General features: G+C 67.4%; 19 protein-coding genes. 16 read left to right on the top strand and 3 right to left on the bottom strand.

Features of this window, described 5'->3' with window-relative positions; genetic code table 11:
• The first annotated feature begins 46 nt into the window (after nucleotides 1-46).
• The 16 genes from AB3347_RS01980 (at nucleotide 47) to AB3347_RS01905 (ending at nucleotide 17,763) form a co-directional block, all read left to right on the top strand.
• The gene (locus tag AB3347_RS01980) at nucleotides 47-1,042 is read left to right on the top strand and encodes an N-acetylmuramoyl-L-alanine amidase-like domain-containing protein (protein ID WP_369090088.1); all 996 of its coding nucleotides are present in this window, start codon (nucleotides 47-49) and stop codon (nucleotides 1,040-1,042) included.
• Nucleotides 1,043-1,511: 469 nt separating this feature from the next.
• The gene (locus tag AB3347_RS01975) at nucleotides 1,512-3,422 is read left to right on the top strand and encodes a polysaccharide biosynthesis protein (protein ID WP_369090087.1); all 1,911 of its coding nucleotides are present in this window, start codon (nucleotides 1,512-1,514) and stop codon (nucleotides 3,420-3,422) included.
• Nucleotides 3,423-3,474: 52 nt separating this feature from the next.
• A complete protein-coding gene (locus AB3347_RS01970) occupies nucleotides 3,475-4,803 on the top strand; it encodes a nucleotide sugar dehydrogenase (protein WP_369090086.1) in 1,329 nt (442 codons plus the stop codon).
• Nucleotides 4,804-4,868: 65 nt separating this feature from the next.
• Complete coding sequence (locus tag AB3347_RS01965) at nucleotides 4,869-5,930, top strand: Gfo/Idh/MocA family protein (RefSeq protein ID WP_369090085.1); 1,062 nt, start codon at nucleotides 4,869-4,871, stop codon at nucleotides 5,928-5,930.
• A gap of 2 nt (nucleotides 5,931-5,932) precedes the next feature.
• Complete coding sequence (locus AB3347_RS01960) at nucleotides 5,933-6,541, top strand: acyltransferase (protein ID WP_369090084.1); 609 nt, start codon at nucleotides 5,933-5,935, stop codon at nucleotides 6,539-6,541.
• Between the two features lie 16 nt (nucleotides 6,542-6,557).
• Nucleotides 6,558-7,688: a DegT/DnrJ/EryC1/StrS family aminotransferase gene (locus tag AB3347_RS01955; RefSeq protein WP_369090083.1), complete on the top strand. Its 1,131-nt coding sequence runs from the start codon at nucleotides 6,558-6,560 to the stop codon at nucleotides 7,686-7,688.
• Nucleotides 7,689-7,698: 10 nt separating this feature from the next.
• Entirely contained in the window at nucleotides 7,699-8,958 is a 1,260-nt protein-coding gene (locus tag AB3347_RS01950; RefSeq protein ID WP_369090082.1) for a lipopolysaccharide biosynthesis protein, read from the top strand.
• Entirely contained in the window at nucleotides 8,955-10,241 is a 1,287-nt protein-coding gene (locus AB3347_RS01945) for a hypothetical protein (protein ID WP_369090081.1), read from the top strand. The genes AB3347_RS01950 and AB3347_RS01945 overlap by 4 nt, the downstream gene beginning before the upstream one ends.
• The gene (locus tag AB3347_RS01940; protein WP_369090080.1) at nucleotides 10,204-11,322 is read left to right on the top strand and encodes a glycosyltransferase family 4 protein; all 1,119 of its coding nucleotides are present in this window, start codon (nucleotides 10,204-10,206) and stop codon (nucleotides 11,320-11,322) included. The genes AB3347_RS01945 and AB3347_RS01940 overlap by 38 nt, the downstream gene beginning before the upstream one ends.
• Before the next feature lie 87 nt (nucleotides 11,323-11,409).
• Entirely contained in the window at nucleotides 11,410-12,096 is a 687-nt protein-coding gene (locus AB3347_RS01935; protein ID WP_369090079.1) for a hypothetical protein, read from the top strand.
• A gap of 5 nt (nucleotides 12,097-12,101) precedes the next feature.
• Nucleotides 12,102-12,878 carry a hypothetical protein gene (locus AB3347_RS01930; protein WP_369090078.1) on the top strand — a complete coding sequence of 259 codons (777 nt, stop codon included), beginning with the start codon at nucleotides 12,102-12,104 and terminating at the stop codon, nucleotides 12,876-12,878.
• Between the two features lie 13 nt (nucleotides 12,879-12,891).
• Complete coding sequence (locus AB3347_RS01925; protein ID WP_369090077.1) at nucleotides 12,892-14,151, top strand: glycosyltransferase family 4 protein; 1,260 nt, start codon at nucleotides 12,892-12,894, stop codon at nucleotides 14,149-14,151.
• On the top strand, nucleotides 14,144-15,352 hold the full coding sequence (locus tag AB3347_RS01920; protein ID WP_369090076.1) for a DegT/DnrJ/EryC1/StrS family aminotransferase: 1,209 nt from the start codon (nucleotides 14,144-14,146) through the stop codon (nucleotides 15,350-15,352). The genes AB3347_RS01925 and AB3347_RS01920 overlap by 8 nt, the downstream gene beginning before the upstream one ends.
• On the top strand, nucleotides 15,349-15,939 hold the full coding sequence (locus AB3347_RS01915) for a sugar transferase (RefSeq protein WP_369090075.1): 591 nt from the start codon (nucleotides 15,349-15,351) through the stop codon (nucleotides 15,937-15,939). Before AB3347_RS01920 ends, AB3347_RS01915 begins: the two co-directional genes overlap by 4 nt.
• Nucleotides 15,940-15,953: 14 nt before the next feature.
• Nucleotides 15,954-16,547, top strand: a complete 594-nt coding sequence (locus AB3347_RS01910) for a hypothetical protein (RefSeq protein WP_369090074.1) — start codon at nucleotides 15,954-15,956, stop codon at nucleotides 16,545-16,547.
• A gap of 25 nt (nucleotides 16,548-16,572) precedes the next feature.
• On the top strand, nucleotides 16,573-17,763 hold the full coding sequence (locus tag AB3347_RS01905) for an acyltransferase family protein (RefSeq protein ID WP_369090073.1): 1,191 nt from the start codon (nucleotides 16,573-16,575) through the stop codon (nucleotides 17,761-17,763).
• A gap of 435 nt (nucleotides 17,764-18,198) precedes the next feature.
• On the opposite strand, the gene AB3347_RS01900 is transcribed toward AB3347_RS01905, so the two are convergent.
• The 3 genes from AB3347_RS01900 to AB3347_RS01890 all read right to left on the bottom strand — a co-directional run bounded on the left by AB3347_RS01900 (nucleotide 18,199) and on the right by AB3347_RS01890 (nucleotide 23,525).
• Entirely contained in the window at nucleotides 18,199-20,472 is a 2,274-nt protein-coding gene (locus tag AB3347_RS01900) for a polysaccharide biosynthesis tyrosine autokinase (protein ID WP_369090072.1), read from the bottom strand.
• A 42-nt stretch (nucleotides 20,473-20,514) separates the two neighbouring features.
• Nucleotides 20,515-21,621, bottom strand: coding sequence for a polysaccharide biosynthesis/export family protein (locus tag AB3347_RS01895; RefSeq protein ID WP_369090071.1), 1,107 nt, complete (start codon nucleotides 21,619-21,621; stop codon nucleotides 20,515-20,517).
• Nucleotides 21,622-21,752: 131 nt separating this feature from the next.
• Nucleotides 21,753-23,525, bottom strand: coding sequence for a TonB family protein (locus AB3347_RS01890; protein ID WP_369090070.1), 1,773 nt, complete (start codon nucleotides 23,523-23,525; stop codon nucleotides 21,753-21,755).
• Between the last annotated feature and the right edge of the window lie 113 nt (nucleotides 23,526-23,638).

The following is a 23,638-nucleotide window of genomic DNA, read 5'->3' as shown; positions in this document are numbered from 1 at the left end:
AATAAACAAATTTTCATTACCCGTTTGCGCGCGCGCAGGAGTAGCGTTGGCCTACCCTCCACAGCCCGTTCTTGCCATGATCCCTGCCCTGCGCCTCAGCTGCCTGCTGTTCGCCGGCGCCGCCCTCGCCGGCTGCGCCAGCGCTCCTCCACAGAACCAGAACCCGGCCGCGCCGGCTGCGGAGATCCCGCTGGCCGCGCTGCTGCAGAAGCCGCTCTACCAGATGACGCCGCAGGAAGCGGGCCGCTACATCGCCCACATCCATACGGCCGAACCCGACCTGCGCAAGCGCATCGCCGCGATCGGCCGCAAGAACCTGGGCCAGCCCTATTCGCTGCACCTGCTGGGCGAATTTCCGTATGAAATCCACGACAACCTGCCGCTGTTCAGCCTGAAGGAAAGCGATTGCGTCGTGTTCGCGGAACATACCTATGCGATGGCGCTGTCGCAGTCCTGGGAAGAATTCTTCTGGATGCTGCAGCGGATCCGCTACCGCGACGGCGTGATCGGCGTGGCCACCCGCAACCACTACACCGAGATGGACTGGAACGTGGCCAACCGCTGGCTGGTGACCGATGTCAGCGCCGAACTGGCCGGCCCGGCCGGGCCCGCGTATGCGATGACGGTGGACCGCGCGCGCTTCCTGCGCACCCGCCACCACACGGCGCGCGACATTCCGGTGGAGAGCAGCCGCCAGGCCTACGTGCCGAAGGAGCAGGTCGCGGCCATCGCCGGGCGGCTGCAGGAAGGCGACTTCGTGAACGTGATCTCGACCCGCGACGGCGAGTACTGGGCCTCGCACGTCGGCTTGGTGGTGCTCGGCCCGGACGGCGAACGGCGCCTGCTGCACTCGCAGGCGCCGCAGGTGCGCGAAGAAAGCTTCGACTCCTTCATCGCGCGCGCGCTCGAACGCGAGGCGCGCAATGCAAGCGCCGGCAAGCCGGGGCAGGTGCTGGCCGGCTTCAAGTTCCTGCGCCTGAACGAGCAGATCACGGTGCCGCCGATGGCGCCGCAACCGCGCCCGGGCCGCCCGGCCGCCTGAGCACCCGCGCCGCCCCAGCGGCGGCGCCGCATCCCCTCCCCGCGCGCCGCGCTGCCGGCGCGCTCTTCCCTCCCCCGTCCCAGGCATCCCCGGCCGATGCACCCGCACGCGCCGGCCGCGACTGCTCATCCGTTCCGCTCATCAATTAAATAATCAATGGAAATTAAATCATCGATTTATTTCCTAATTTCATTTCCTATTCCTATTTTTTTCGCCTTTCGAATTAATTCACTTGCTGCCGTTGAGTGAGGTCAAACTCCGTTAGTAGTGGTCGCCAGATAATAATTTTACAAAACCACTTCCTTCATTTACCTAATAACGACAAGCCATTTCCAAGTATTCCTTCTTATGCATTACCGCGCTCGCATTTGCCATCAAGGCTTCCTCACCCATTCCTAACCAGCAGCGGATTGCCATGCCCAAATTCAGCTCCAGTCTTTTCAGCCAGCTTTGCGCACGAATGGTGTCGATGAGCCGCACCAGCAAGATCGCCCTGATGGTCGGGACCGACCTGCTGGCATTACCGGCCTGTTTTCTCATCGCGATGATATTGCGCGGCGGCGATCTGCAGCTCGCAAGGAATTTCGGCCCCGCTTCCTACGCCCTGGTGGCGGTCGTCACGATCGCGGCATTTTCCATCTCTGATTTATACCGCGCGGTTATCCGCTTTATCGACCAGCGCCTATTGAGTTTCACCGGCGCGGCACTCGCATTCGCCATATTATGCGTCTATGTCGTATTAATCATCATGAACGAGCCGCGTTTCCCGCGCAGCGCGCTCGCCATTTACTGGTTCGTGGTGTTTTCGTATGTCGTCATTTCCCGCATCGGCCTGCGCAACCTGCTGCGCGCCCATGGCGGGCGGCGCGCGGGGAGTTCCGATGCAGTCGCCGTCTACGGCGCCGGCGAGGCCGGGGCGCGCCTGGTACAGGCCATGCGCCACAGCGATGAATACCGCCCGGTCTGCTTTTTCGACGACAAGCGCATTCTCAACGAGCGCACCATCGCCGGCCTGCGCGTGTTCAATACCACCCGCCTGGCCGAACTGGTGGCGGCCCAGGGCATCCGCACCATCGTGATCGCCCTGCCCTCGGTCTCCCCGGAGCGCCTGCGCGACATCATGCAGCGCCTGGGCCAGGCCGGCGTGCCGGTCAAGCTCCTGAGCCGCCTGGTCGACCTGGCCGACGACCGGCCGCCGGCGCGCGACTCGATCCGCGAACTCAAGTTCGAAGACCTGCTGGGCCGCCCGCCGGTGCCGCCGCGGCTCGACCTGTTCGCCCGTTGCGTGCGCGGCAAGAGCGTGCTGGTCACCGGCGCCGGCGGCTCGATCGGCAGCGAACTGTGCCGCCAGATCGTCACCCTCACGCCGACCGAACTGCACCTGCTCGACCACTCCGAATACGCGCTCTATACGGTGCGCCAGGAACTGATGGCGCGCTTCCCCGGGCTGGCCATCCACGCCCACCTGGGCTCGGTCTGCAACAACGACCTGGTCGACCGCATCCTGCGCGAAGGCAAGGTCGGCACCATCTACCACGCCGCCGCCTACAAGCACGTGCCGCTGGTCGAGGCCAACATCGTCGAAGGGCTGCGCAACAACGTGCTGGGCGCCCAGGTGATGGCCAGCGCCGCCGCCCGCCACCAGGTCGAGACCTGCGTGCTGATCTCGAGCGACAAGGCGGTGCGCCCGACCAACATCATGGGCGCCAGCAAGCGCATCGCCGAGCTGATCTTCCAGGCCGCGGCGGTGCGCCACGGCGCCCACACGACCTTCTGCATGGTCCGCTTCGGCAACGTGCTGGGCTCCTCGGGCTCGGTGATCCCCCTGTTCCAGCGCCAGATCGCGCGCGGCGGCCCGCTGACCATCACCCATCCCGAAGTGTCGCGCTACTTCATGCTGATCGCCGAAGCCGCGCAGCTGGTGATCCAGGCCGGCGCCATGGCCAAGGGCGGCGATGTGTTCGTGCTCGACATGGGCGAGCCGGTCAAGATCGTCGACCTGGCGCGCACCATGATCGCCATGTCGGGCCTGACCGAACGCACGCCGCAGAATCCGCGCGGCGACATCGAGATCCAGTTCGTCGGCCTGTTCCCCGGCGAAAAGCTGCACGAGGAACTGCTGACCGAAGGCACCGTCTTCCCCAGCGAGCATCCGCGCATCATGCGCATGAAGGAAAGCGCGCTGCGCCCCAGCGTGCTGGAGACCTGCATCACCTGCCTGATGATGGCCTGCGAGACACACGAACGCGGCACCATCGAATCGATGGTCAAGGCCATCGTCGCCGAGTACGTGCCGACCTCGCCGGTGGCGCCGCCGCCCCTGGTAGCCGACATCCAGACCCCGAGCCTGATCAAGAAGTTCGTGCCGTTCCGGATCTAGACCCCTGTATGTAGAACGCATATTCAATAGCCACTGACCGACGAGGAAACACATGCGCGACGAGAACACCTCCCCACACCTGGAGCAGCTGCTGGCCAAGCTGCAGGACCGCACCGCCGTCATCGGCATTGTCGGCCTCGGCTACGTCGGCCTGCCGCTGACGCTCTGCTATGCGGCACAGGGCTTCAAGGTGCTCGGCATCGACATCGATACCGACAAGGTCGAGCGCCTGAACCGCGGGGAAAGCTACATCAGGCACATCGACGCGCAAGCCATCGGCTCGGCGCGCGAACTCGGCTTCGAGGCCACCGCCGACTTCACCCGCGCCGGCGAAGCGGACGCCCTGATCATCTGCGTGCCGACCCCGCTGAACGCCTTCCGCGAGCCGGACCTGTCCTATGTGCTGGGCACCGTCGGCGCCCTGCTCCCCTATGTGCGCGAAGGCCAGGTGGTGTCGCTGGAAAGCACCACCTACCCCGGCACCACCGAGGAAGAACTGCGCCCGCGGCTGGAGTCGCGCGGCTTCAGCGTCGGACGCGACCTGTTCCTGGTGTTCTCGCCGGAGCGCGAAGACCCGGGCAATCCCCACTTCCAGACCCGCACCATTCCCAAGGTCTGCGGCGGCACCACCCCCGCCTGCCTCGAGGCCGGCCTGGCCCTGTACCGTGCCGCGGTGGACCGCGTGGTGCCGGTCAGCTCCACCCGCGCCGCCGAGCTCACCAAGCTGCTCGAAAACATCCACCGCGCGGTCAACATCGGCCTGGTCAACGAAATGAAGATCATCGCCGACAAGATGGGCATCGACATCCACGAGGTGATCCGTGCGGCCGCCACCAAGCCCTTCGGTTTCACGCCCTACTACCCGGGGCCGGGCCTGGGCGGCCACTGCATCCCGATCGATCCCTTCTACCTCACCTGGAAGGCGCGCGAGTACGGGGTGCACACTCGCTTCATCGAACTGGCCGGCGAAATCAACAGCGACATGCCGCACTGGGTGATCAGCAAGGTGGCCGACGCGCTGAACGAACGGGGACGGTCGATCATGGGCAGCCGGGTGCTGGTGCTCGGCATCGCCTACAAGAAAGACGTCGAGGACATGCGCGAATCGCCTTCGGTGGCGCTGATGGAGATCCTGCGCCGCAAGGGCGCCACGGTCGACTACGCCGACCCGCACGTGCCGGTCTTCCCGCGCATGCGCGAGCATCGCTTCGAGCTGTCCAGCGTGCCGCTGACCCCGAACGCGATCGCGTCCTATGACGTGGTCCTGCTGGCCACCGCCCACAGCGCCTTCGACTACGAGCTGGTGCGCCAGTACGCCAACCTGATCGTCGACACCCGCGGCGTGTATATCGAACGCCTGCCGAACGTCGTCAAGGCCTGACGAAAACCAGCCGCAGCAGCCCGCCATCACAACGCCATAACAGTCCGAACCCACCGGAGAACACGATGCGTTCCTACCCCCCTGCCATCACCGACCGCAAGATCCGCTTCGCACTGGTCGGCTGCGGCCGTATTGCAAAGAACCACATGAATGCCATCCGCGAGCACCGCGACCGTTGCGAGCTGGTCGGGGTCTGCGACATCGACCCGCGCGCGCTCGACGCCGCCGCCGGCGCCACCGGCGCCCGCACCTGGCGCAGCCTCGACCGCATGCTGGCCGAATGCGAGGCCGACGCCCTCGTGCTGTGCACCCCGTCCGGCCTGCACCCGCAGCAGGCGATCCAGGTGGCGCGCGCCGGCCGCCACGTGATCACCGAGAAGCCGATGGCCACCCGCTGGGAAGACGGCAAGGCCATGGTGGCGGCCGCCGACGCGGCCGGGGTGCGCCTGTTCGTGGTCAAGCAGAACCGCCGCAACGCCACCCTGCAGCTGCTCAAGAGCGCGGTCGAGAAGAAACGCTTCGGACGCATCTACATGGTCAACCTCAACGTGTTCTGGACCAGGCCAAGCGAGTACTACAACAGCGCCAAATGGCGCGGCACCTGGGAATTCGACGGCGGCGCCTTCATGAACCAGGCCAGCCACTACGTCGACCTGATCGACTGGATCGTCGGCCCGGTCGAAAGCCTGCAGGCCTACACCGCCACCCTGGCGCGCGACATCGAGGTCGAAGATACCGGCGTCATCAGCCTGCGCTGGCGCAACGGCGCGCTCGGCTCGATGAACGTCACCATGCTGACCTACCCGCGCAACATGGAAGGCTCGATCACCATCCTGGGCGAGCACGGCACCGCACGCATCGGCGGCGTCGCCGTCAACGAAGTGCAGCAGTGGGAATTCGCCACGCCGGATCCGGACGACGAGCGCATCAAGGACGCCAGCTACCAGACCACCTCGGTCTACGGCTTCGGCCACCCGCTCTACTACGACAACGTCATCAAGGTGCTGCGCGGCGAGGCCGAGCCGGAAACCGACGGGCGCGAAGGCCTGAAGTCGCTCGAGGTGCTGGTCGCCGCCTACCGCTCGGCGCGCGACGGCAAGCGCATCGCCCTGCCGCTGGAGTATTGAACATGGCCATCGTCATCCACTCCAGCGCCATCGTCGACCACGGCGCCGCTCTCGGCGACGGCACCCGGGTCTGGCACTTCGCCCACGTCTGCGCCGGCGCCCGCATCGGCAACGACTGCTCGCTGGGCCAGAACGTGTATGTCGGCAACGACGTCGTGCTGGGCAAACAGGTGAAGGTCCAGAACAATGTCTCGATCTACGACGCCGTCACCCTCGAGGACGAGGTGTTCTGCGGGCCGAGCATGGTGTTCACCAACGTCTACAACCCGCGCGCGGCGGTCACCCGCAAGCACGAGTACCGGCGCACGCTGGTGCGGCGCGGCGCCACCATCGGCGCCAACGCCACCATCGTGTGCGGCGTGACGGTCGGCGAATTTGCCTTTGTCGCGGCCGGCGCCGTGGTCAATCGCGACGTGCCCGCCTTTGCCCTGGTGGCCGGCGTGCCGGCGCGCCAGATCGGCTGGATGAGCCGGTTCGGCGAGCGCCTCGACCTTCCCCTGCCCGCCGCGAACAGCGAGGGCAATGCCCAGGGAGAAGCCCGCTGCCCGCATACCGGCGACCTGTACGTGCTGCACGAGGGCGTTTGCCGCCTCGAGCGCGCCGCCACCTAACCTGACGAGGATCTCCATGGATTTCATCGACCTCAAGTCGCAGTACCTCGCTTCCCGTGAACTGATCAACGCACGCATCCAGACGGTCCTCGATCATGGCCAGTACATCATGGGGCCGGAAGTTGCCGAACTCGAAGGCAGGCTGGCTGCCTACACCGGTGCACGCCACTGCGTCACGGTGTCTTCCGGCACCGAGGCGCTGGTGATCGCGCTGATGGCGCTCGGCGTCAAGCCCGGCGACGAAGTCATCACCACGCCCTTTTCCTTCATCGCCACCGCCGAAGCCATCGTGCTGCTGGGCGCCACCCCGGTCTTCGTCGACGTCGAGGCCGGCACCTGCAACCTCGACCATCGCCTGATCGAGGCCCGGATCACCCCGCGCACCCGCGCCATCATCCCGGTGTCGCTGTACGGCCAGCCGGCCGACATGGACGAGATCAACGCCGTCGCCGAACGCCACGGCCTGGCCGTGATCGAAGATGCCGCCCAGAGCTTCGGCGCCACCTATCGCGGACGCAAGAGCTGCAACCTGTCGACCGTCGGCTGCACCAGCTTCTTCCCGAGCAAGCCGCTCGGCTGCTACGGCGACGGCGGCGCGCTCTTCACCAGCGACGACGCCCTGGCCAGTGCGATGCGCGAGATCCGCGTGCACGGCCAGTCGCGCCGCTACGTGCATACCCGTATCGGTGTCGGCGGCCGCATGGACACCCTGCAATGCGCAGTCGTGCTGGCCAAGCTCGAGCGCTTCGAGTGGGAAGTCGAGCAGCGCCAGCGCGCCGCCGCCTGCTACCACGACCTGCTCGGCGGCACGCTCGCCGATCTGGTGGAGCCGGTCGGCTGCCGCCCCGACCGCACCAGCGTCTACGCCCAGTACACGGTCCGCGTGCCGCAGCGCGAGCGGCTGCAGGAAGCCCTGCGTGTGGCAGGCATCCCGACCGCAGTCCACTATCCGGTCCCGATCGACCAGCAGCCGGCCTACCGGCAATGGGCCGACCCGGCAGGCTGCCCGGTGGCCGCCAGTCTCGCCCACGAAGTGCTGAGCCTGCCGATGGGGCCTTACCTCGACCGCCCCAGTACGCACCGCGTGGCACAGGCCCTGGCCCAGGCGCTGCAGGGCGCGGGGCTGGCCGGGGACAAGGCGGCATGAGGCTGGCCGCATGAGGCTGCGTTCGATGCCGGTGGCGCCGTATTGGCGCAACGTGGCCACGGTGCTGGGCGGCGCCATGGGCGCCCAGGCCCTGCCGCTGCTGGCGGCGCCGCTGCTCACCCGCATGTGCAGTCCCGGCGAGCTGGGCGCCTACAGCGTCTGGCTCGGCATCGTCGCGGTCGCGGCGATCGGCTCCACCCTGCGCATGGAAGCGGCGATGATCCTCGACCACGAAGCGGAACGCCAGCGCGCCTGCTTTCGCCTGGTGTTCTACAGCACCACCGTCACCGCCCTCGCGCTGACGCTGCTGGCGGCCGGAGCACGGCTGGCCGGCATCGAGGCCGCCGCCAGGCTGTCCTGGACCGCACTGCTCACCCTCGGCGTCGGCACCTGGCTGACCGGCTGCATGCAGACCACGCTGGCCTTCGCCACCTCGCACAATGCATTTGGCAAGGCGGCGCGCGCCAAGGTCACCACCGCCGCCATCATCGTCGCTTCGCAGCTGGCCCTGCTGTATGCGGGGCTGGGCGGGATCGGCCTGGTGCTGGGCCACCTGATCGGCACCGCCGCCGGCTTCGCCACCGCGCGCCTGCTGTTGCATCCGCCCAGGGCACCGATCGGCTGGCGCCTCGACGCCGAGCAGCGCGAACACCTGTGGCGGCACCAGAAATTCTGGCGCTACTCGCTGCCGTCGAACCTGCTCAACGGCGCCGTCAGCCAGCTGCCGCTGTTCCTGATCGGCATGCGCCACGGCGCACTGGCGGCGGGCCTGTTCGCGCTCACCCAGCGTGTCCTGTCGGCCCCGATATCGCTGATCGCCGCCTCCGTGCTGGAAGTGTTCAAGCGCGAATCCGTGCGCGAGTTCCTGGAGCACGGCAACTGCACCCGCGCCTACCGCCACACCTTCAAGGCCCTGGCGCTGCTCGGCGTTGGTCCGGCCCTGGTCCTGCTGCTGTTCGCGCCGCAGCTGTTCGCCCTCGTGTTCGGCGCGCACTGGCGCAACGCCGGCGAGCTCGCGCAGCTGATGGCGCCGCTGTTCCTGCTGAATTTCATCGCCAGCCCGCTCAGCTATGTGTTCTTCGTGGCCGGGCGCCAGCAGGCCGACCTGTGGTGGCAGGTCGCGCTGTTCACGATGACGCTCGGGGCCTTCCTGGCGCCGGGCAGCGTGGCCCAGAACGTGCTGTGGTACGTGATCGGGTATTCCTGCCTGTACCTGGTCTACCTGCACATGTCCTGGCAGTGTTCGCGCAACGTGCTGGCGGCCGCATGAACAGATCGCGCACCAACGACAGGGGGGAACGTGGCTGGGAGCGGCGCGACCAGATGGTGCTGGTCGCCTGCTTCTTCATGCTCTTTCCCGGCTTCTTCTTCTACCACACGCTGCTCGGCACCGGCACCACCGGCGCCTTCCTGGGCGGCTATTTTGCGCCGGTGGCGCTGGCCTTTGCCGCTCCGATGTGCCTGATCTACCTGTCGCGCATGCGGCGCGACCCGCGGCGCCTGACGATGGTCGACCTCCATTACGGCCTGTTCTTCGCCTATTTCCTGACCGTGGTGGTGGTCAACGGCGCGGCCGGCGCCAACCGCGTCATCGTGAGCAACCACATCCTCGGCGTGCTGTTCATGGTGCTGGTCTTCATCCAGTTCAGCTTCATCGATTTCGAGAGCCGCCGCTTCCGCGTCGTCGGGCTGCTCAGCCTGGCCGCGATGTCCGCGATCGCCTTCTCGAATTCGGTCGACGGCGTGTTCTACCTGGGCGCGCTGGGCATTGCCAAGGACGCCGATGCGCTCGCCACCTACCAGGGATTTTCGCGTTCCTACCTGTTCACCTACCTGGCGGTGGTCGCGTTCACCCGCTCGTTGCCGCTGCGCCTGGTCCTGCATGCGCTGGGGGCCGCCACCCTGTTCGTCAACACCGCCCGCAGCGAGTTCGCCGCCCTGCTGTTCGCCATCCCGCTGATCGAGTTCTACTACTCGCGCCACAAGCTGTACTTCCTGCTGGCCGCCGCCATGCTTGCGGTGCTGTTGGGCATGTACTTCGACCAGATCCTGGCGGCCCTGCCCTCCAACCGCATCCTCGAGCTGCTCGACCTGTCGCACTCGACCTCGGCCAACAAGCGCCACCAGCTGACCGTGCATGCGTGGCAAACCGTCGTAGCCTACCCGCTGTTCGGCGACTACGCCAGCTACAAGCCGGGCTACTACTCGCACAACGTGCTGTCCGCCTGGGTCGACCTCGGCCTGTTCGGCATGGCCTACCTGGCGGCGCTGGCGGTGCTGCCGATCACGCCGATGTTCTTTCACGAGTACTTCGCCGCCCGCGAGCGCGGACTATTCATGTGCGCCTTCGCCTTTGCCTGCGTCACCATCCTGCTGCTGCTGACGTCCCACTATTTCACCGACATGCTGCTCAGCGCCACCCTCGGCGCCTGCGCACGTTATTCGTACGAGAGGAAACATGGCCCGCATCGTGCATCTGAGCTCGGCACATCCGCGATTCGATACGCGGATTTTCGTGAAGCAGTGCCGCAGCCTCGCCGGCCACGGACATGAAGTGGCCCTGGTGGTGGCCGACGGCCTCGGCGACGCCTGCCGCGACGGCATCCGGATTGTCGACGTCGGCCGTCCGGCCGGCCGGCGCGAACGCATGCTGCACAGCACGCGCCGGGTCGTCCGCGCCGCCCTGGCGCTGGGCGCCGACGTCTACCAGTTGCACGACCCCGAGCTGATTCCCCTGGGGCTGCGGCTCGCGCTCGCCGGGCACAGGGTGGTATTCGACGCCCACGAGGACGTCCCGTCCCAGTTGCTCGACAAACCCTACCTGATGCCGCGCAGCGCCCGCCTGCTGTCGCGCGCCTACGCACGTTTCGAGCGGGCCGCCCTGCGCCGCCTCGACGGCGTGCTGGCGGCCACGCCCCTGATCCGCAACCGGCTGGCCGACTACAATCCCCTGAGCGTGGACGTCAACAATTATCCGCGCGCCGAGGAGTTCGACGCTGCCCCGTCCACGACGGAGGCGCGCACCAGCTTCTGTTACGTCGGCAGCATCTCGGCGATCCGCGGGGTGCGCGAACTGGTCGAGGCCTGCGCGCTGCTGCGCACACCGGCACGGCTGGCGCTGGCAGGCAGCTTCGCCGAGGCGGAACTCGAGGCCGAGGTGAGCCGGCAACACGGCTGGGGCCGCGTCGACGCGCTCGGCCACCTCGACCGCGGCGGCGTCGCCGAGGTGATGGCGCGCGCCTTCGCCGGCCTGGTGACCCTGTTGCCGACCGCCAGCTACCGCGAGGCGCTGCCGGTCAAGATGTTCGAATACATGGCCGCCGGCATTCCAGTGATCGCCTCGAACTTCCCGCTCTGGCGCGACATCGTCGAAGGCAGCCGCTGCGGGCTGTGCGTCGACCCGTGCGACCCGGCGGCGATCGCCGCCGCCATCGACCACCTGGCCACCCATCCGCGCCTGGCGCACGAGATGGGCGCCAACGGCCGCCGCGCCGTGATGGAACGCTACAACTGGGAAAACGAAGCGGACAAGCTGATTGCGTTCTATGCCGACCTGCTGGCAGCGCGGCCGCATCGGAACCGGATCGCGGGCACACGCGGATTGGCGACGCCTTCAATAAGGTCAATTGATTGAATTCGCAGGCGCGCATTTACGTTAGTTCAAAAAGCGCCGATCCCATCGGCCGTATTGTCTAGTTATTAAAGAAATACGAGACCAATCATGTTCTTGCAACACTACAATACGTTTCTGGAAGTAATCAAATTGCCGCGTGCCCAGCTGACTTTCTCTCAGCAAATCGATCCGGACGATATCAGGGCAACCTATCGCATCTACACCAAACCGCATCCCCGTTACAAGATCATCCGCCATAAAACCATTGGCGCCGCCCTGATCGACCTGTCGGCGTTCCCGGACCGCGCAGCCTATCTCGAACATGTCAAGGGAAAGAACCAGGGCGCCTATCACGCCAGGCGGGCCCGCAATCGCGGATATGTGGTGCGCGATATCGACCGGAACGATTACGTCGACGATATCCACGACATTCATACCAGCCTCGACGTCCGCCAGGGCCGCAGGATGGACCAGAAATACCTGGAAAGGCAGGACCGTTTCGATAACCGGAAACATTTTCGTTATTGGGGCGTATGCAGTCCACAAGGCAAACTCGTCGCTTATGCCACGCTGGGCATTTATGGAAATTTTGCTTCCTTTTCCCAAATGATGGGAATCCGCAATAACGACGGCATCATGCATCTGCTGCTGAGCGAGGCGGTCTGCCATCTGATCGACGAGGGCCGGGTCCGCTACGTCATGTACGACACCTTTTTCGGCGCCCAACCGGGGCTTCGCAACTTCAAGACCATTCTGGGCTTCCGCCCGTATCGCGCCAGCTATACGCTGCAATGAACGCCATGCTCAACCGTGTATATGCCGATTACCTGATGCCGAGCCGGCTCGGTGAATACGAAGCCCTGGTACGCAAGGCGGCGGCGGCCGGCTACGCCCAGCTGTCGGTACGCGATTTCTTCCGCCAGGTGCACGGCGGCGATCCGCCCCCCGGCAAGACCTTCGTGCACCGGCACGATATCGACAGCGACCTGCGCACCGCCAGGAAGATGTTCGACATCGAGTCGCGCCACGGGGTCCGCGCCAGCTATTACTTCCGGCTTTGCACGCTCGATTTCGGCTTCATGCGCGAGATCGAAGCCGCCGGCAGCGAAGCCAGCTACCACTACGAAGAAGTGGCCGATTTCGCCAAGCGCCACCGCCTGCGCAGCGCCGACGCGGTACGCCAGCGCTTCCCCGAGATCCGCGAACTGTTTGCCCGTAACGTGAGCCGAATCGTCGAAGGCCTCGGACTGCCGCTCACGACGGTGGCCAGCCACGGCGATTTCGCCAACCGACGGCTGAAGGTGATCAACCACGAACTGCTGCGCGACGATGCCCTGCGCCGGCGCTGCGGCATCGAATGCGAATCCTACGATGCGGAGCTGCTGCGCTGCTTCGACATCTACATCAGCGACCGCAAGCACCCGGTCTACTACTATCCGCTGTCCCCTTTCGACGCGCTCGGCGCCTACCGGCACATCTGCCTGCTGACCCATCCGGTGCAGTGGGAAACCAACTGGGTCGAGAGCACGCGCTGCAATGTGCGGCGCCTGGTCGAAGAAATGGCATGGCGTACATGAGGCGCCGACCCCGATGAACATCCTCCTGATCAATCACTACGCCGGCTCGGTCCATCACGGCATGGAATACCGGCCCTACTACCTCGCTCGCGAATGGGTGCGGCTCGGGCACCGGGTCCGCATCGTCGCCGCCAGCGAGGCGCATGTGCGCGCCCGTGCGCCCGACATGGCCGGACGCAGCCGCCGCGACGAGACCATCGACGGCATCGAGTACACGTGGTATGCCACGCCGCCCTACCGCGGCAACGGATTGGCGCGGGTGCGCAATATGGCTGCCTTCGTGCTGCGCCTGTGGCGCGAAGCGCGTACCCTGGTGCGCGAAGTCGCGCCGCAGGTGGTTATCGCCTCCAGCACCTACCCGCTCGACATCTGGCCGGCGCACCGGATCGCGCGCCTGGCGGGCGCCCGCCTGCTGCACGAAGTACACGACCTGTGGCCCTTGTCGCCGATGGAGCTGGGGGGCTTCTCGCGCCACCACCCGTTCATCCGGCTGCTGCAGGCGGGCGAGGACTATGCCTGTCGCCATGCCGACACCATCGTGTCGATCCTGCCCAAGGTGCGCGAACACCTCGAGGCGCGCGGCATGGCGCCGCACAAGCTGCACTTGATCCCGAACGGCACCGATCCGGCCGAATGGCTGGTGGCGCCGCCGATGCTGCCCGAATCGCTCGACACCCTGCTGGCGGGCTTGCGCGCCCAGGGCCTCGCGGTGGTCGGCTATGCCGGCAGCCACGGCCTGGCGAATGCGCTCGACACCCTGCTCGACGCCGCCAATCTCATGAAAGGCAAGCCGGTGGCCTTCGTGCTGGTCGGGGACGGTCCCGAGAAGGCCCGCCTCGAGCGGCGCGCGCGCTTGCTCGGGCTCGATCGCGGCCTCGCGCAGGTGTACTTCGCGCCGCCGATCCCGAAGGCGCAGATCCCGGCCCTGATGGCGCGGCTCGACATCGCCTACCTTGGCTGGCAGCGCCAGCCCCTTTACCGTTTCGGCATCTCGCCCAACAAGCTGCTCGACTACATGATGGGCGGCTGCCCGGTGCTGCACGCGGTGGAAGCCGGCAACGACCCGGTACTGGAAGCCGGCTGCGGCCTGACCGTGGCGCCGGAAGATCCCGCCGCCATCGCGCGCGGCCTCGACACCTTGCTGGCCATGTCCAGGAGCGAGCGACGCGTGCTGGGCGAGCGTGGACGCGCCCATGCCCTGGCCAACCTGACCTATCCCGTCCTGGGACAACGATTCCTGACCACTTTCGCACACGAGGTTTCCCATGGCTGAACAGGCACAGACCGGCGCGCCCTTGCACACTGATCCGCTGGACAATATTCCGCGGACATTCCTGCCCTTCGCACTGCCCGACATCGGCGACGAAGAGATTCGCGCCGTCGAGACCTGCCTGCGTTCGGGCTGGGTGACCACCGGGCCGACCACCCGCCGATTCGAACAGGAATTCCGCGCCTACCTGGGCGACGACGTCGAGGCGATCTCGGTCAACTCGGCCACCGCCGGCCTGCACCTGGCGCTGGAAAGCGTGGGCGTCGGTCCCGGCGACGAAGTGATCGTCCCGACCCTGACCTTCACCGCCACCGCCGAGGTGGTGCGCTACCTCGGCGCACGGCCGGTGTTCGTCGACGTCGACCCCGTCACGCTCAACCTCTCGCCCGCGGCCATCGCGGCGGCAATCACGCCGCGCACCCGCGCCGTGATGCCGGTGCACTACGCCGGCCTGGCCTGCGACATGGACGCCATCCTGGCCCTGGCGGCGCGCCACGGCCTGCGCGTCATCGAAGACGCCGCGCACGCCTTCCCCACCCGGCTCGACGGCAAGCTGGTCGGCACGCTCGGCAGCGACATCACCGTGTTCAGCTTCTACGCGAACAAGACCATGACCACCGGCGAAGGCGGGATGATCGTCACGCGCGACGCCGCGCTGGCGGCGCGGATGCGCTGCATGCGCCTGCACGGCATCAGCCGCGATGCCTTCGACCGCTATACCTCGCGCGTGCCGGCCTGGTTCTACGAAGTGGTCGCGGCCGGCTTCAAGTACAACCTGACCGACATCGCCTCGGCCATCGGCATCGAGCAGCTGCGCAAGATCGACCGCTTCCAGCAGCGCCGTTGCTGGCTGGCCCAGCGCTACGACGAGGGCCTGGCCGGGCTGCCGCTGCAGCTGCCGGCGCATCCCGCATTCGGCAGCACCCATGCCTGGCACCTGTACGTGGTGCGCCTGCACGACGGCGCGCTGATCGGCCGCGACGAGCTGATCAACGCGCTGGCGGAACGCGGCATCGGCACCAGCGTGCACTTCATTCCGCTGCATCGCCAGCCCTACTGGCGCGAAAGCTGTGGCCTCGACCCCGATGCCTTCCCGGTGGCAGAGGCGAGCTTCGCGACCATGCTGTCGCTGCCGCTGTACACCCGTATGCTCGACGCCGACCAGGACCGCGTGATCACGGCGCTGCACGAGCTGCTGTCATGAGCAAGCGCGCCTTCGACCTGCTGGGTGGCGTTGCGGGGCTGGTCGTGCTGGCGCCGGTCCTTCTGCTGATCGCGCTCTGGATCCGGCTCGACTCGGCGGGGCCGGTGCTGTATCGCCAGCAGCGGGTCGGGCGCGGCGGCCGATTGTTCACGATCTACAAGTTCCGCACCATGCAGCTGCGGCAAGTAGATGGCCCCCAGCTGACCGTCGGCGCCGATCCGCGCGTGACCCGCGCCGGGCGCTTCCTGCGCCACTACAAGCTCGACGAGTTGCCGCAGCTGTGGAACGTCGTGCAAGGCAGCATGAGCCTGGTCGGCCCGCGCCCCGAGGTGCCGCGCTACGTCGACTGCTATCCGCCCGAGCAGCGGCGCGTGGTGCTGTCGGTCGCGCCCGGCATTACCGATTGGGCCGCGATCCGCTACAAGGACGAGAACGCCATCCTGGCCCGCGCGGCCGACCCGGAGCGGGCCTACGTCGAAGCCGTGCTGCCGGTCAAGCTCGACTACTACGTACGCTACGTCAAGGAACGCAGTTTCTGGGGCGACCTGCGCATCCTGGCGCACACGCTCGCCGCCATCGTACGTTGACGGGCGAGCATGCGATGCAGTTGGTGCACCTTGGCGACCTCGAGCTGACCCTGCCCCTGGCGGCCGCCGCGGGCGCCTGGCTGCTGGCGGCGCGCGCCTGGCGCGCGGCAAGCGCCTGGGCGCTCTTGTACGCCGGCACCATTGCGCTGGTGGGAGGCAGCAAGATCGCCCATCTCGGCTGGGGCACCGACATCGGGCCGCTCGACTTCAAGGCCTTCAGCGGCCATGCGGCCGGCGTCACGGCGGTGTACCCGGTACTCGGCTACCTGCTGTGCCGGCCGATCGGGCGCGGGTGGGCCCTGGCGACCACGGGCGCCGGCCTGGCGCTCGGGCTCCTGATGGCCGTCGTGCTGGTCGGCGAAGGCGAGCATGCGGTGGCGGAAGCGGCCACCGGCTGGCTGCTCGGCGCCTGTGCCAGCCTCGGCACCCTGTACCATGCCGAGCCGCGCGGCATCGCGCCGGGTCCGGCATCCGCTGCCTGCGCAGTAGCGGTGTTCCTCGCATCGGCCTCATTGATGCAGTCCGCGCATGTGGGTTACTGGATGGTCAGGCTGGCGCTGGCGCTATCCGGCAACGCGCATCCCTATTCCTGGGACACATGCCGCTAGCGATTTTCTATCAATGGAGAGACACATGGTTTCCTTCCCCTCGATACATTGGCAAGCACGAGCGCCCCTGGACGAGAACGCGGTGCAGTCGCTGTTGATCTCTGCGCTGCGCGGCCTGGCGGCCCTGCAGGTGGCGGCATCGCACCTGCGCGCCGAAATCTACCCCGGCCTGCGCACGCTCGAGGAGCCGAGCCTGGCCTACCTGGGCCTGGCCTTCTTCACCGGCTTCGCGCACCAGGCGGTGGTCGTGTTCTTCCTGATCAGCGGCTGGCTGGTGGGCGGCAGCCTGATGAACCGCTTCGGCAAGCCGCAGGCGCTGGCCCATTATGCGATCGACCGTTTCACCAGGCTGTGGACGGTGCTGGTCCCGACCCTGCTGCTGACCCTGGCCGTCGGCCTGATCGTCGGCGCCGTAGCAGGCGGGCCGATGGACTTCGATCCGGCCAACGAGTTCTCGGCGGCGTCCTTCGTCGGCAACCTGTTCGGCCTGCAGACGGTCACCGTGCCCGACTTCGGCGGCAACTATCCGCTGTGGAGCCTGGCGCACGAAACCTGGTACTACATCCAGTTTCCCCTGCTCCTGCTGGTGATCGCCGGCGGCGGGCTGCTGCGCCGCGCCGCCGCTGCCGCTGCGCTGATCCTGCTGCTGTCGACGCTGCGCGACATGATCTCGCTGTATTTCATCATCTGGCTGCTCGGCGCCGCCTTTTCGCGGATCCGCATCGATTGCGGCAACATCGTCCGCAGCCTGCTGCTGCTCCTCAGCCTGGCGCTGTTCGTCTACTGCCGCCTGCGCGGCAACAACGACGACCTCGTCCCCGGATCCTTTGTGCAGGACATCATCTGCAGCATCCCCTTCCTGTTCCTGCTGGCCTCGCTCCAGCAACAGGCCGACCCGAAGGCGCCGGGCTATGCGCGGGCCAACCGGGTCGCCGTGTTCTTCTCCGAGTTCTCGTTCTCGCTCTACGTGCTGCACATCCCCGTCATCGAGTTCATGCGCTACCTGGGCCGCCAGTTCCTAGGCCGCGACCGCCTCGACCCGAATGTGGCCACGGACTTCCTGTGGTATTTCACGGTGCTCGCCAGCATCGTGGCGCTTGCGTATGTCTTCTACCTGCTGTTCGAGCGCCACACCGTCCGGATCAGGAATGCGCTGAAGGGATGGCTGCTGACGCCGCGTGCCAAGCCGGTACGGGTTGCCCTGTCGCCGGACTGACGCGACCAGTGAACGACTGCCTGCCTGCGGACCGGGGGCGGCTCATTCGAGAGCCGCTGCCGGTCCGCGTTGTTTTGTGCTCGCAATCCGCAGCAACGCGCCGGCAAGCTCGTCCCAGGCATTTCCTCGACGGCTGCCGCAGGAACGCCGGTCTCTTGCCGGCTGCAGTGCCGGCAAGGGCTGCCCCTGGAGCCTCGCGCAAGGACTTGCCGCGCTGCCGGCGATGGCGCCACACGCTTCCCGGGTGCCTGCCGGGGCGCGCAGCTAATGAAGCAGGTGGGGCGCACGATCGCCAGCCTGTCAGCGGGGACTTCCTTCGTCCCAGCACCTGAGGCAAGCCGTCGCTTCGTCGTCCACCGAGCGCTGAGGAGCAGGCCTGGACCCAAGCTTGGACTCAAGCCCGGGCCAGTGCTCAGGCCTGGCCCCGGCCCCGGTTCAGGCCACGTAGGCCAGTTGCGGCCCGCCGCCGTATTGCGACCGGTAGTCGCCCAGCCGCAGGGCCATGTCGTTGAACAATACCCCACGCGGCGCGATGCCGGCGTGGTTCAGGCGCTTGATCGACTCATTGATCTGGCCTTCGGTGGTGATCGCGGAGCGGGTCACCAGGAACACGGCGCCCGCGTGGGCACCGATGATCAGGGCGTCGGCCACCGCCAGCAACGGCGGCGGATCGATCAGCACGAGGTCGTAGAGCGGACTGACGGTCTCGAGCAGGGTGCCGAAGTTCAGGTGCAGGAGGAATTCGGCACGGTTAGTCGGCAATTCGCCGGTCGGGATGAAGTCGAGCCGCTCCAGCACGTTGCGATGGATGACTTCGTCGATGGCGGCGCCGCCGGCGATCGCGCGCGACAAGCCCTTGCCCCGGTCCACGCCGAAGTAGCGGTGCAGGTGTCCGTTGCGCATGTCGGCGTCGATCAGCAGCACGCGCTTGCCGCTGGCCGCCATGACGGCCGCGAAATTGGCGGCGATGAAGGACTTGCCGAGGTCGCGGGTGGGCCCAGCCATCATGACCACGTTGTTCTTGAAATGCGGCATCGAGAACTGCAAGGCGGCGCGGAAGCTGCGTAGGCTCTCGACGGCCGGATCTTCCGGCAGGATCTGGGCCAGCAGCGGCAGCACGCCGTCGGGCTTGGATTTGCGCATCAGCTTGTCCTGGTTGCTGCTGTGCGGGATGGACGCGTACACGACCCGGGCGCGCAGCATGCGTTCGATCTTCTGCGGATCGTCGATCCCGCCGCGCATGGCCTTGCGGGTAAAGGCGATCAGCGTGCCGAGGAACAGGCCGGTGACGACCGCCATCGCTACGATCAGCGGCCGGTTCGGCTTGATCGGTTTTTCCGGCGCGATCGGCGCATCGACCAGACGCACGTTGCTGACCCGCCCGACGGAGATCAGGCGCAGCTGCTGCGCGGTGTTCGACAGCGCCGTATACAGGTCGGTATTCACCTTGATGTCGCGCGTCAGGCGCGCCTCGTCCTGCTCCATCACCGGCAGCGTCCGGATGCGGCTGGCGATCGCTTCGATTTCCTCGTCGACCTCCTTGCGCTGGCGGTTGATGGCCACGACTACCGGATGGTCTTCGGTGAAACGGGCCAGCAGCTCGGTCTTTTTCTGGATCAGCTCCATGCGGCGGGTGCGCGCCGCCGCGGCCTGCGCCAGGCTCATGCGCGCTTCCTCGCGCAGGTCGACGGTGCCGTGGGCATTGCGGAACTGGTTGTAGCGGTCTTCGGACTGCTCCAGCTGGCGCTTGAGGATCGGCAGCTGCTGGTTCAGGAAGGCCAGCGACTTCTCGGCTTCCTCGGTCTTGCGCGCCAGGTTCTGGCGCATGTACTCGCGTCCGATCTCGCTCAGCAGGCTGTTGATGCGCGCCGAGCTCTCGCCCTGCAGCTTGACCTCGATGACGCCCGACTGCTTGCCCTGCTCGGTGATCACCATCGAGCTCTGGATGGCCTGGATGGTGCCCAGGCGCGACTTGCGCTTGATGCGGAAGCGCGCGCCCGGATTCGCATACAGGCGGTCGACCTTGATCTCGAGCAGGCCGTCCGGCAGCGGCACCCGGTAGCGCTGGCCGACGGTGCCGTCGAAGGCCAGGCGCTGGCCGCCGCCGGAGAAGCGGTAGCGGTTGCCGGCACGCGCGGTCAGGACGAACTCGCGGTTGAGCCAGGATTCGGGCACCTCGAACACCGACACGTCGGCCTTTTCGCCGCCCCATACATAACCGCCGTAACCGAACAGGCCGGGATTCGACAGGTTGCCGGCGTTCTGGGTGGCGAACCAGAAGCCCGCCACCGGAAAGTATTTCGGCTGCACTTCGATGTAGAGCTGCAGGTTGTCGACCGCGCGCGAGACCACCATGCGCGAACGCAGCAGCTCCATCTCGGCGATGGCCGCCTTCTTGGTTTCGAACAGCGAGGAGGCTTCGCTTAGGATGTTCTTGGACGCATTCGGGCTCTCCTCTTCGACGTGGATCATGAGGTTGGCCTCGTACACCGGCTTGGCCACCAGCGCGTACAGCACCGCGACCACGGTGATGAAGGCGGTGATGCTGCCGATCAGCCAGCGGCTGTCGTACAGCGTGTTGAAGTAGCTTTTCAGGTCGACGGTGGGCTCTTCGGGCAGCGGCTCGGGCGGCCGCGGGTCGAAGGGCACGGATAGCACGGGTGGACTATGCGAAACATGGGTCAGCGGATGGTCGGCTGGGTTGCTCATGGTGGCGGACCTCGTCGTGGGAGGGATGCTCGGGACAGGTGTTCAGGGACGGGTGGTGACGCCGACCGCGGACGTCAGCGCGCCCGGGAACAGCAGGCTCAGCTGGCGGTTCCAGTTGGCCAGCGGCGAAGCGGCGACGTACACCACGTCCTTCGGCCGCAGCTCGAAGGATTCGGCCATCGCCAGCGCACCGCTGACGCGCGCGTCGAGCTGGAACACGCGGGTGCGTTCGGGCGTCTTGCGCACCACGTAGATCTGGCGCGCATCGCCACTCAGCGGGCTGACGCCGCCGCTCTCGCCCAGCGCCTCGTTCAGGGTGAGACGGCCGTTGTGCATGGTGAGGGCGCGCGGGGTGACCACCTCGCCGGACACGAACACCTTGCTTTCGTCGCGCGAATGCACGCGCACCACGTCGCCGTGCTTCAGCATCACGCTGCCCGGGTTGACGCCCTTCTGCACCAGCTCGCGCAGGTTGATCATGTAGCGGCCCGGGCCCCGTTCGATCACGATGCGGCTCTGGTCCGCGCTGGGCAGCATGCCGCCGGCGCGGTTCAGCGCCTCGACCAGGGTCATGGGAATGTCGTTGATGGCCTGCAGGCCGGGCGCCTTGACTTCGCCGTCGATGTAGACCCGCTTGCTGCGGTAGGACTGGACCCGCAGCGTGAGGCTGGGCTGTGCGATGTAGCGCGCCAGCTTCTTGGTGAGCAGCGCCCTGGCCTGCTCTTCGGTCTGGCCCTCGACCTGCAGCAGGCCGATCAGCGGGAACTGGATGCGCCCCAGGTGGTCGACGGCAAAGCCCGGCTGGACCGCGTTCGGCGGCGCCGTGCCGCTGTCGAGGGCGGCGGTGGCCATGCCGCTGCCGGCCAGCTCGGGATGGTCCCAGACGACGATCGACAGCACGTCGCCCTGGCCGATGGTGTAGGGGGCGGGATTGGCGACGATGAGCGGCGACAGGTCTTGCCGGGACTGCTCGGCCAGCACGCGCCGTTCGGCCTCGATCAGCTGCTCGGTGATGATCTCGGTAGGCGGGGCGTCGCCGTCGTCCTTGCCGCCGCCGGCGAACTGGATGCCGCTGGCACAGCCTGCCAGCAGCCCCGACAGGGAAAGAGAGAGGGACAAGGCCAGCAGGAGCGGCCGGCAAACAGACATTGCAACTGAACAAAACCAAGCCATGATTGTTGCCTATCAAAAATAGACGTCTTAGTGGAACGGTTCAGTCCAGCGTAAGGCGTCCATCAGGCTTGGCTTTGCAGCTGATCAAACAGCGGCTCTGGTACTGCTCAGCGCATTTCCTCCAGTAACTTCAGGCCGTCGGCAAAGCGCCACACGCGGCGGATTTCGATGACGTCGAAGCGTGCCGCGACGTTCGGCGGGAACGCGGCGTAGCGGGCATTGAGCCGGATGAAGCGGCGCACCGCATCGTCCATCTCGGCGCGCCCGCTCGATCGCACGATGGTCACGTCGTCGACGCTGCCGTCGCTCCGAAGCGACAGGCTGACCAGGGGATCGATGCGCACGTCGCGCAAGCTGAACTGGGCGCCGCCCAGCACGGCCGTGCGTTCCAGCTTCTGGCGCACGCTGTCGACGTACAGGCGCAGCGGCACGTCGCGCTCGGCGCCGTCGGACAGCGCCCGGCGCCCGCCGGCGGCCTGGTCGGCCGGGCGCGCCGGCGGCGGCGCCACGCTCGGGATCGTGATCCCGCGCAATAGTTCGCGCGCCCGGGACGCCATGGCGCCGCCCGGGACGTTGCCGCCCGCCCGGGCGCCGTCGCCGCTGCCGCTGCCGCTGCCCGATGCACCGGTTCCGGGTCCGCCCGCGGCCGGTCCGCCGGCTCCCGGAGTGCCGCTTCCCGCCAAGGCCCGGGCCTGCAGGCGCTCGGCCGCGGCGTGGCGTCCCGCCTCTTCCGCGCGCTCCTGGGCCAGGCGGCGCGCCTGCTCCCCGGCGGCCTGGCGCTGCGCCAGCTCCTCGGCCCGCTGGCGAGCCACAGTCTCTGCCTGTGCCTGCGCCCGGCGGCGCTCGTCCTGGTCGGCGGCCAGGCGCTCGGCGGCACGCAGCTGCTCCGCCTGGCGCGCCTGGGCTTCTTCGCTGTCGCGCAGGCGCGCCAGGCGCTGCTGCTCGGCGTCGATCCGGCGCTGTTCCAGCCGTTGCTGGGCGATCCGCGCCTGCTCGGCCGCCAGTTGCTCGGCCAGGCGCTGTTCGGCCGCGCGCTGCTCTTCTTGCTGGCGCTCGCGCTCGACCAGCTGCTGCTGCGCGAGCTGGCGTGCCGCCAGCTCCTGTTCGGCAAATTTCTGCTCCGCCTGCTGGCGTTCGAGGCGCTGCTGCTCTTCCGCCTGCAAGGCGGCCTCGCGCTGGGCGAGCGCTTCGCGCTCACGTCGCATCACGAGTTCCTGTTCCTCGCGCAACAGGCGCGCGGTCTCGGCTTCGCGGCGCTGCTGCGCTTCGGCAGCGGCAATCCGGTCGGCTTCTTCGCGGCGCTGGCGCTCGGCCTCCATGGCCTGCTCGTCGGCACGCGCGGCGATCGCGGCCTCGTCCGGTCTGGGCTCGCTGTCGGCGTCGCTGACGACCGCGCTGGGAACGATGTCGGGTTCGATCTCGGCCGGCGGCGGCGCGACCGCGAACGGCGCATCGGACTGGGCGATCGAGGCGATGACGGGGGCCGCCGGTAGCGGGCGCCGCTTCGGTTTCGGACGGCGCACCGGCCTGGCCGCGGGCTTCGGCTGCACCGCCTGCGCCAGCTCGATCTGCTGCGGGCGCGGATCGACCAGCCGCAAGCCGCGCGCGGGCGCCGCGGACGGCGCCGGCACTGGGAGGGGCGGCAAGGGCAAGGCGGGCGCGTCCACCGGAGACGGCTGGGCTACCGGAGCGGGAATCGGTGCCGGCGGGGCCAGCCTGAACTGGATCGGCCCGCCCTGCCCTGCATCGACGCCCGGAATCCCGAACTGCAGCGACAACAACAGGCCATGCAGCAGTGCCGATACCGCGATGCCGGCCACGAGACGCCGGTCGCGCTGGACCAGGGTATCGGTCGGACTGGGGTGGTGCGCTCGGGACATGCCTTGGGCCTGGAAGCAATTATTGTCAGGCTGGCATCATAGCGTTTACTCGGCAGTATTGCGAGTGCGCACGATTGAGCCAGCCGCGCAGGTCGCCCGCGTCGGCGCGCCGC

The sequence above is a fragment of the Massilia sp. X63 genome (genome assembly GCF_041023745.1).
GTDB lineage: Bacteria > Pseudomonadota > Gammaproteobacteria > Burkholderiales > Burkholderiaceae_D > Telluria.
Note: the sequence above shows the minus strand (reverse complement) of the source record. Positions and strands in the feature narration are given on the sequence as shown.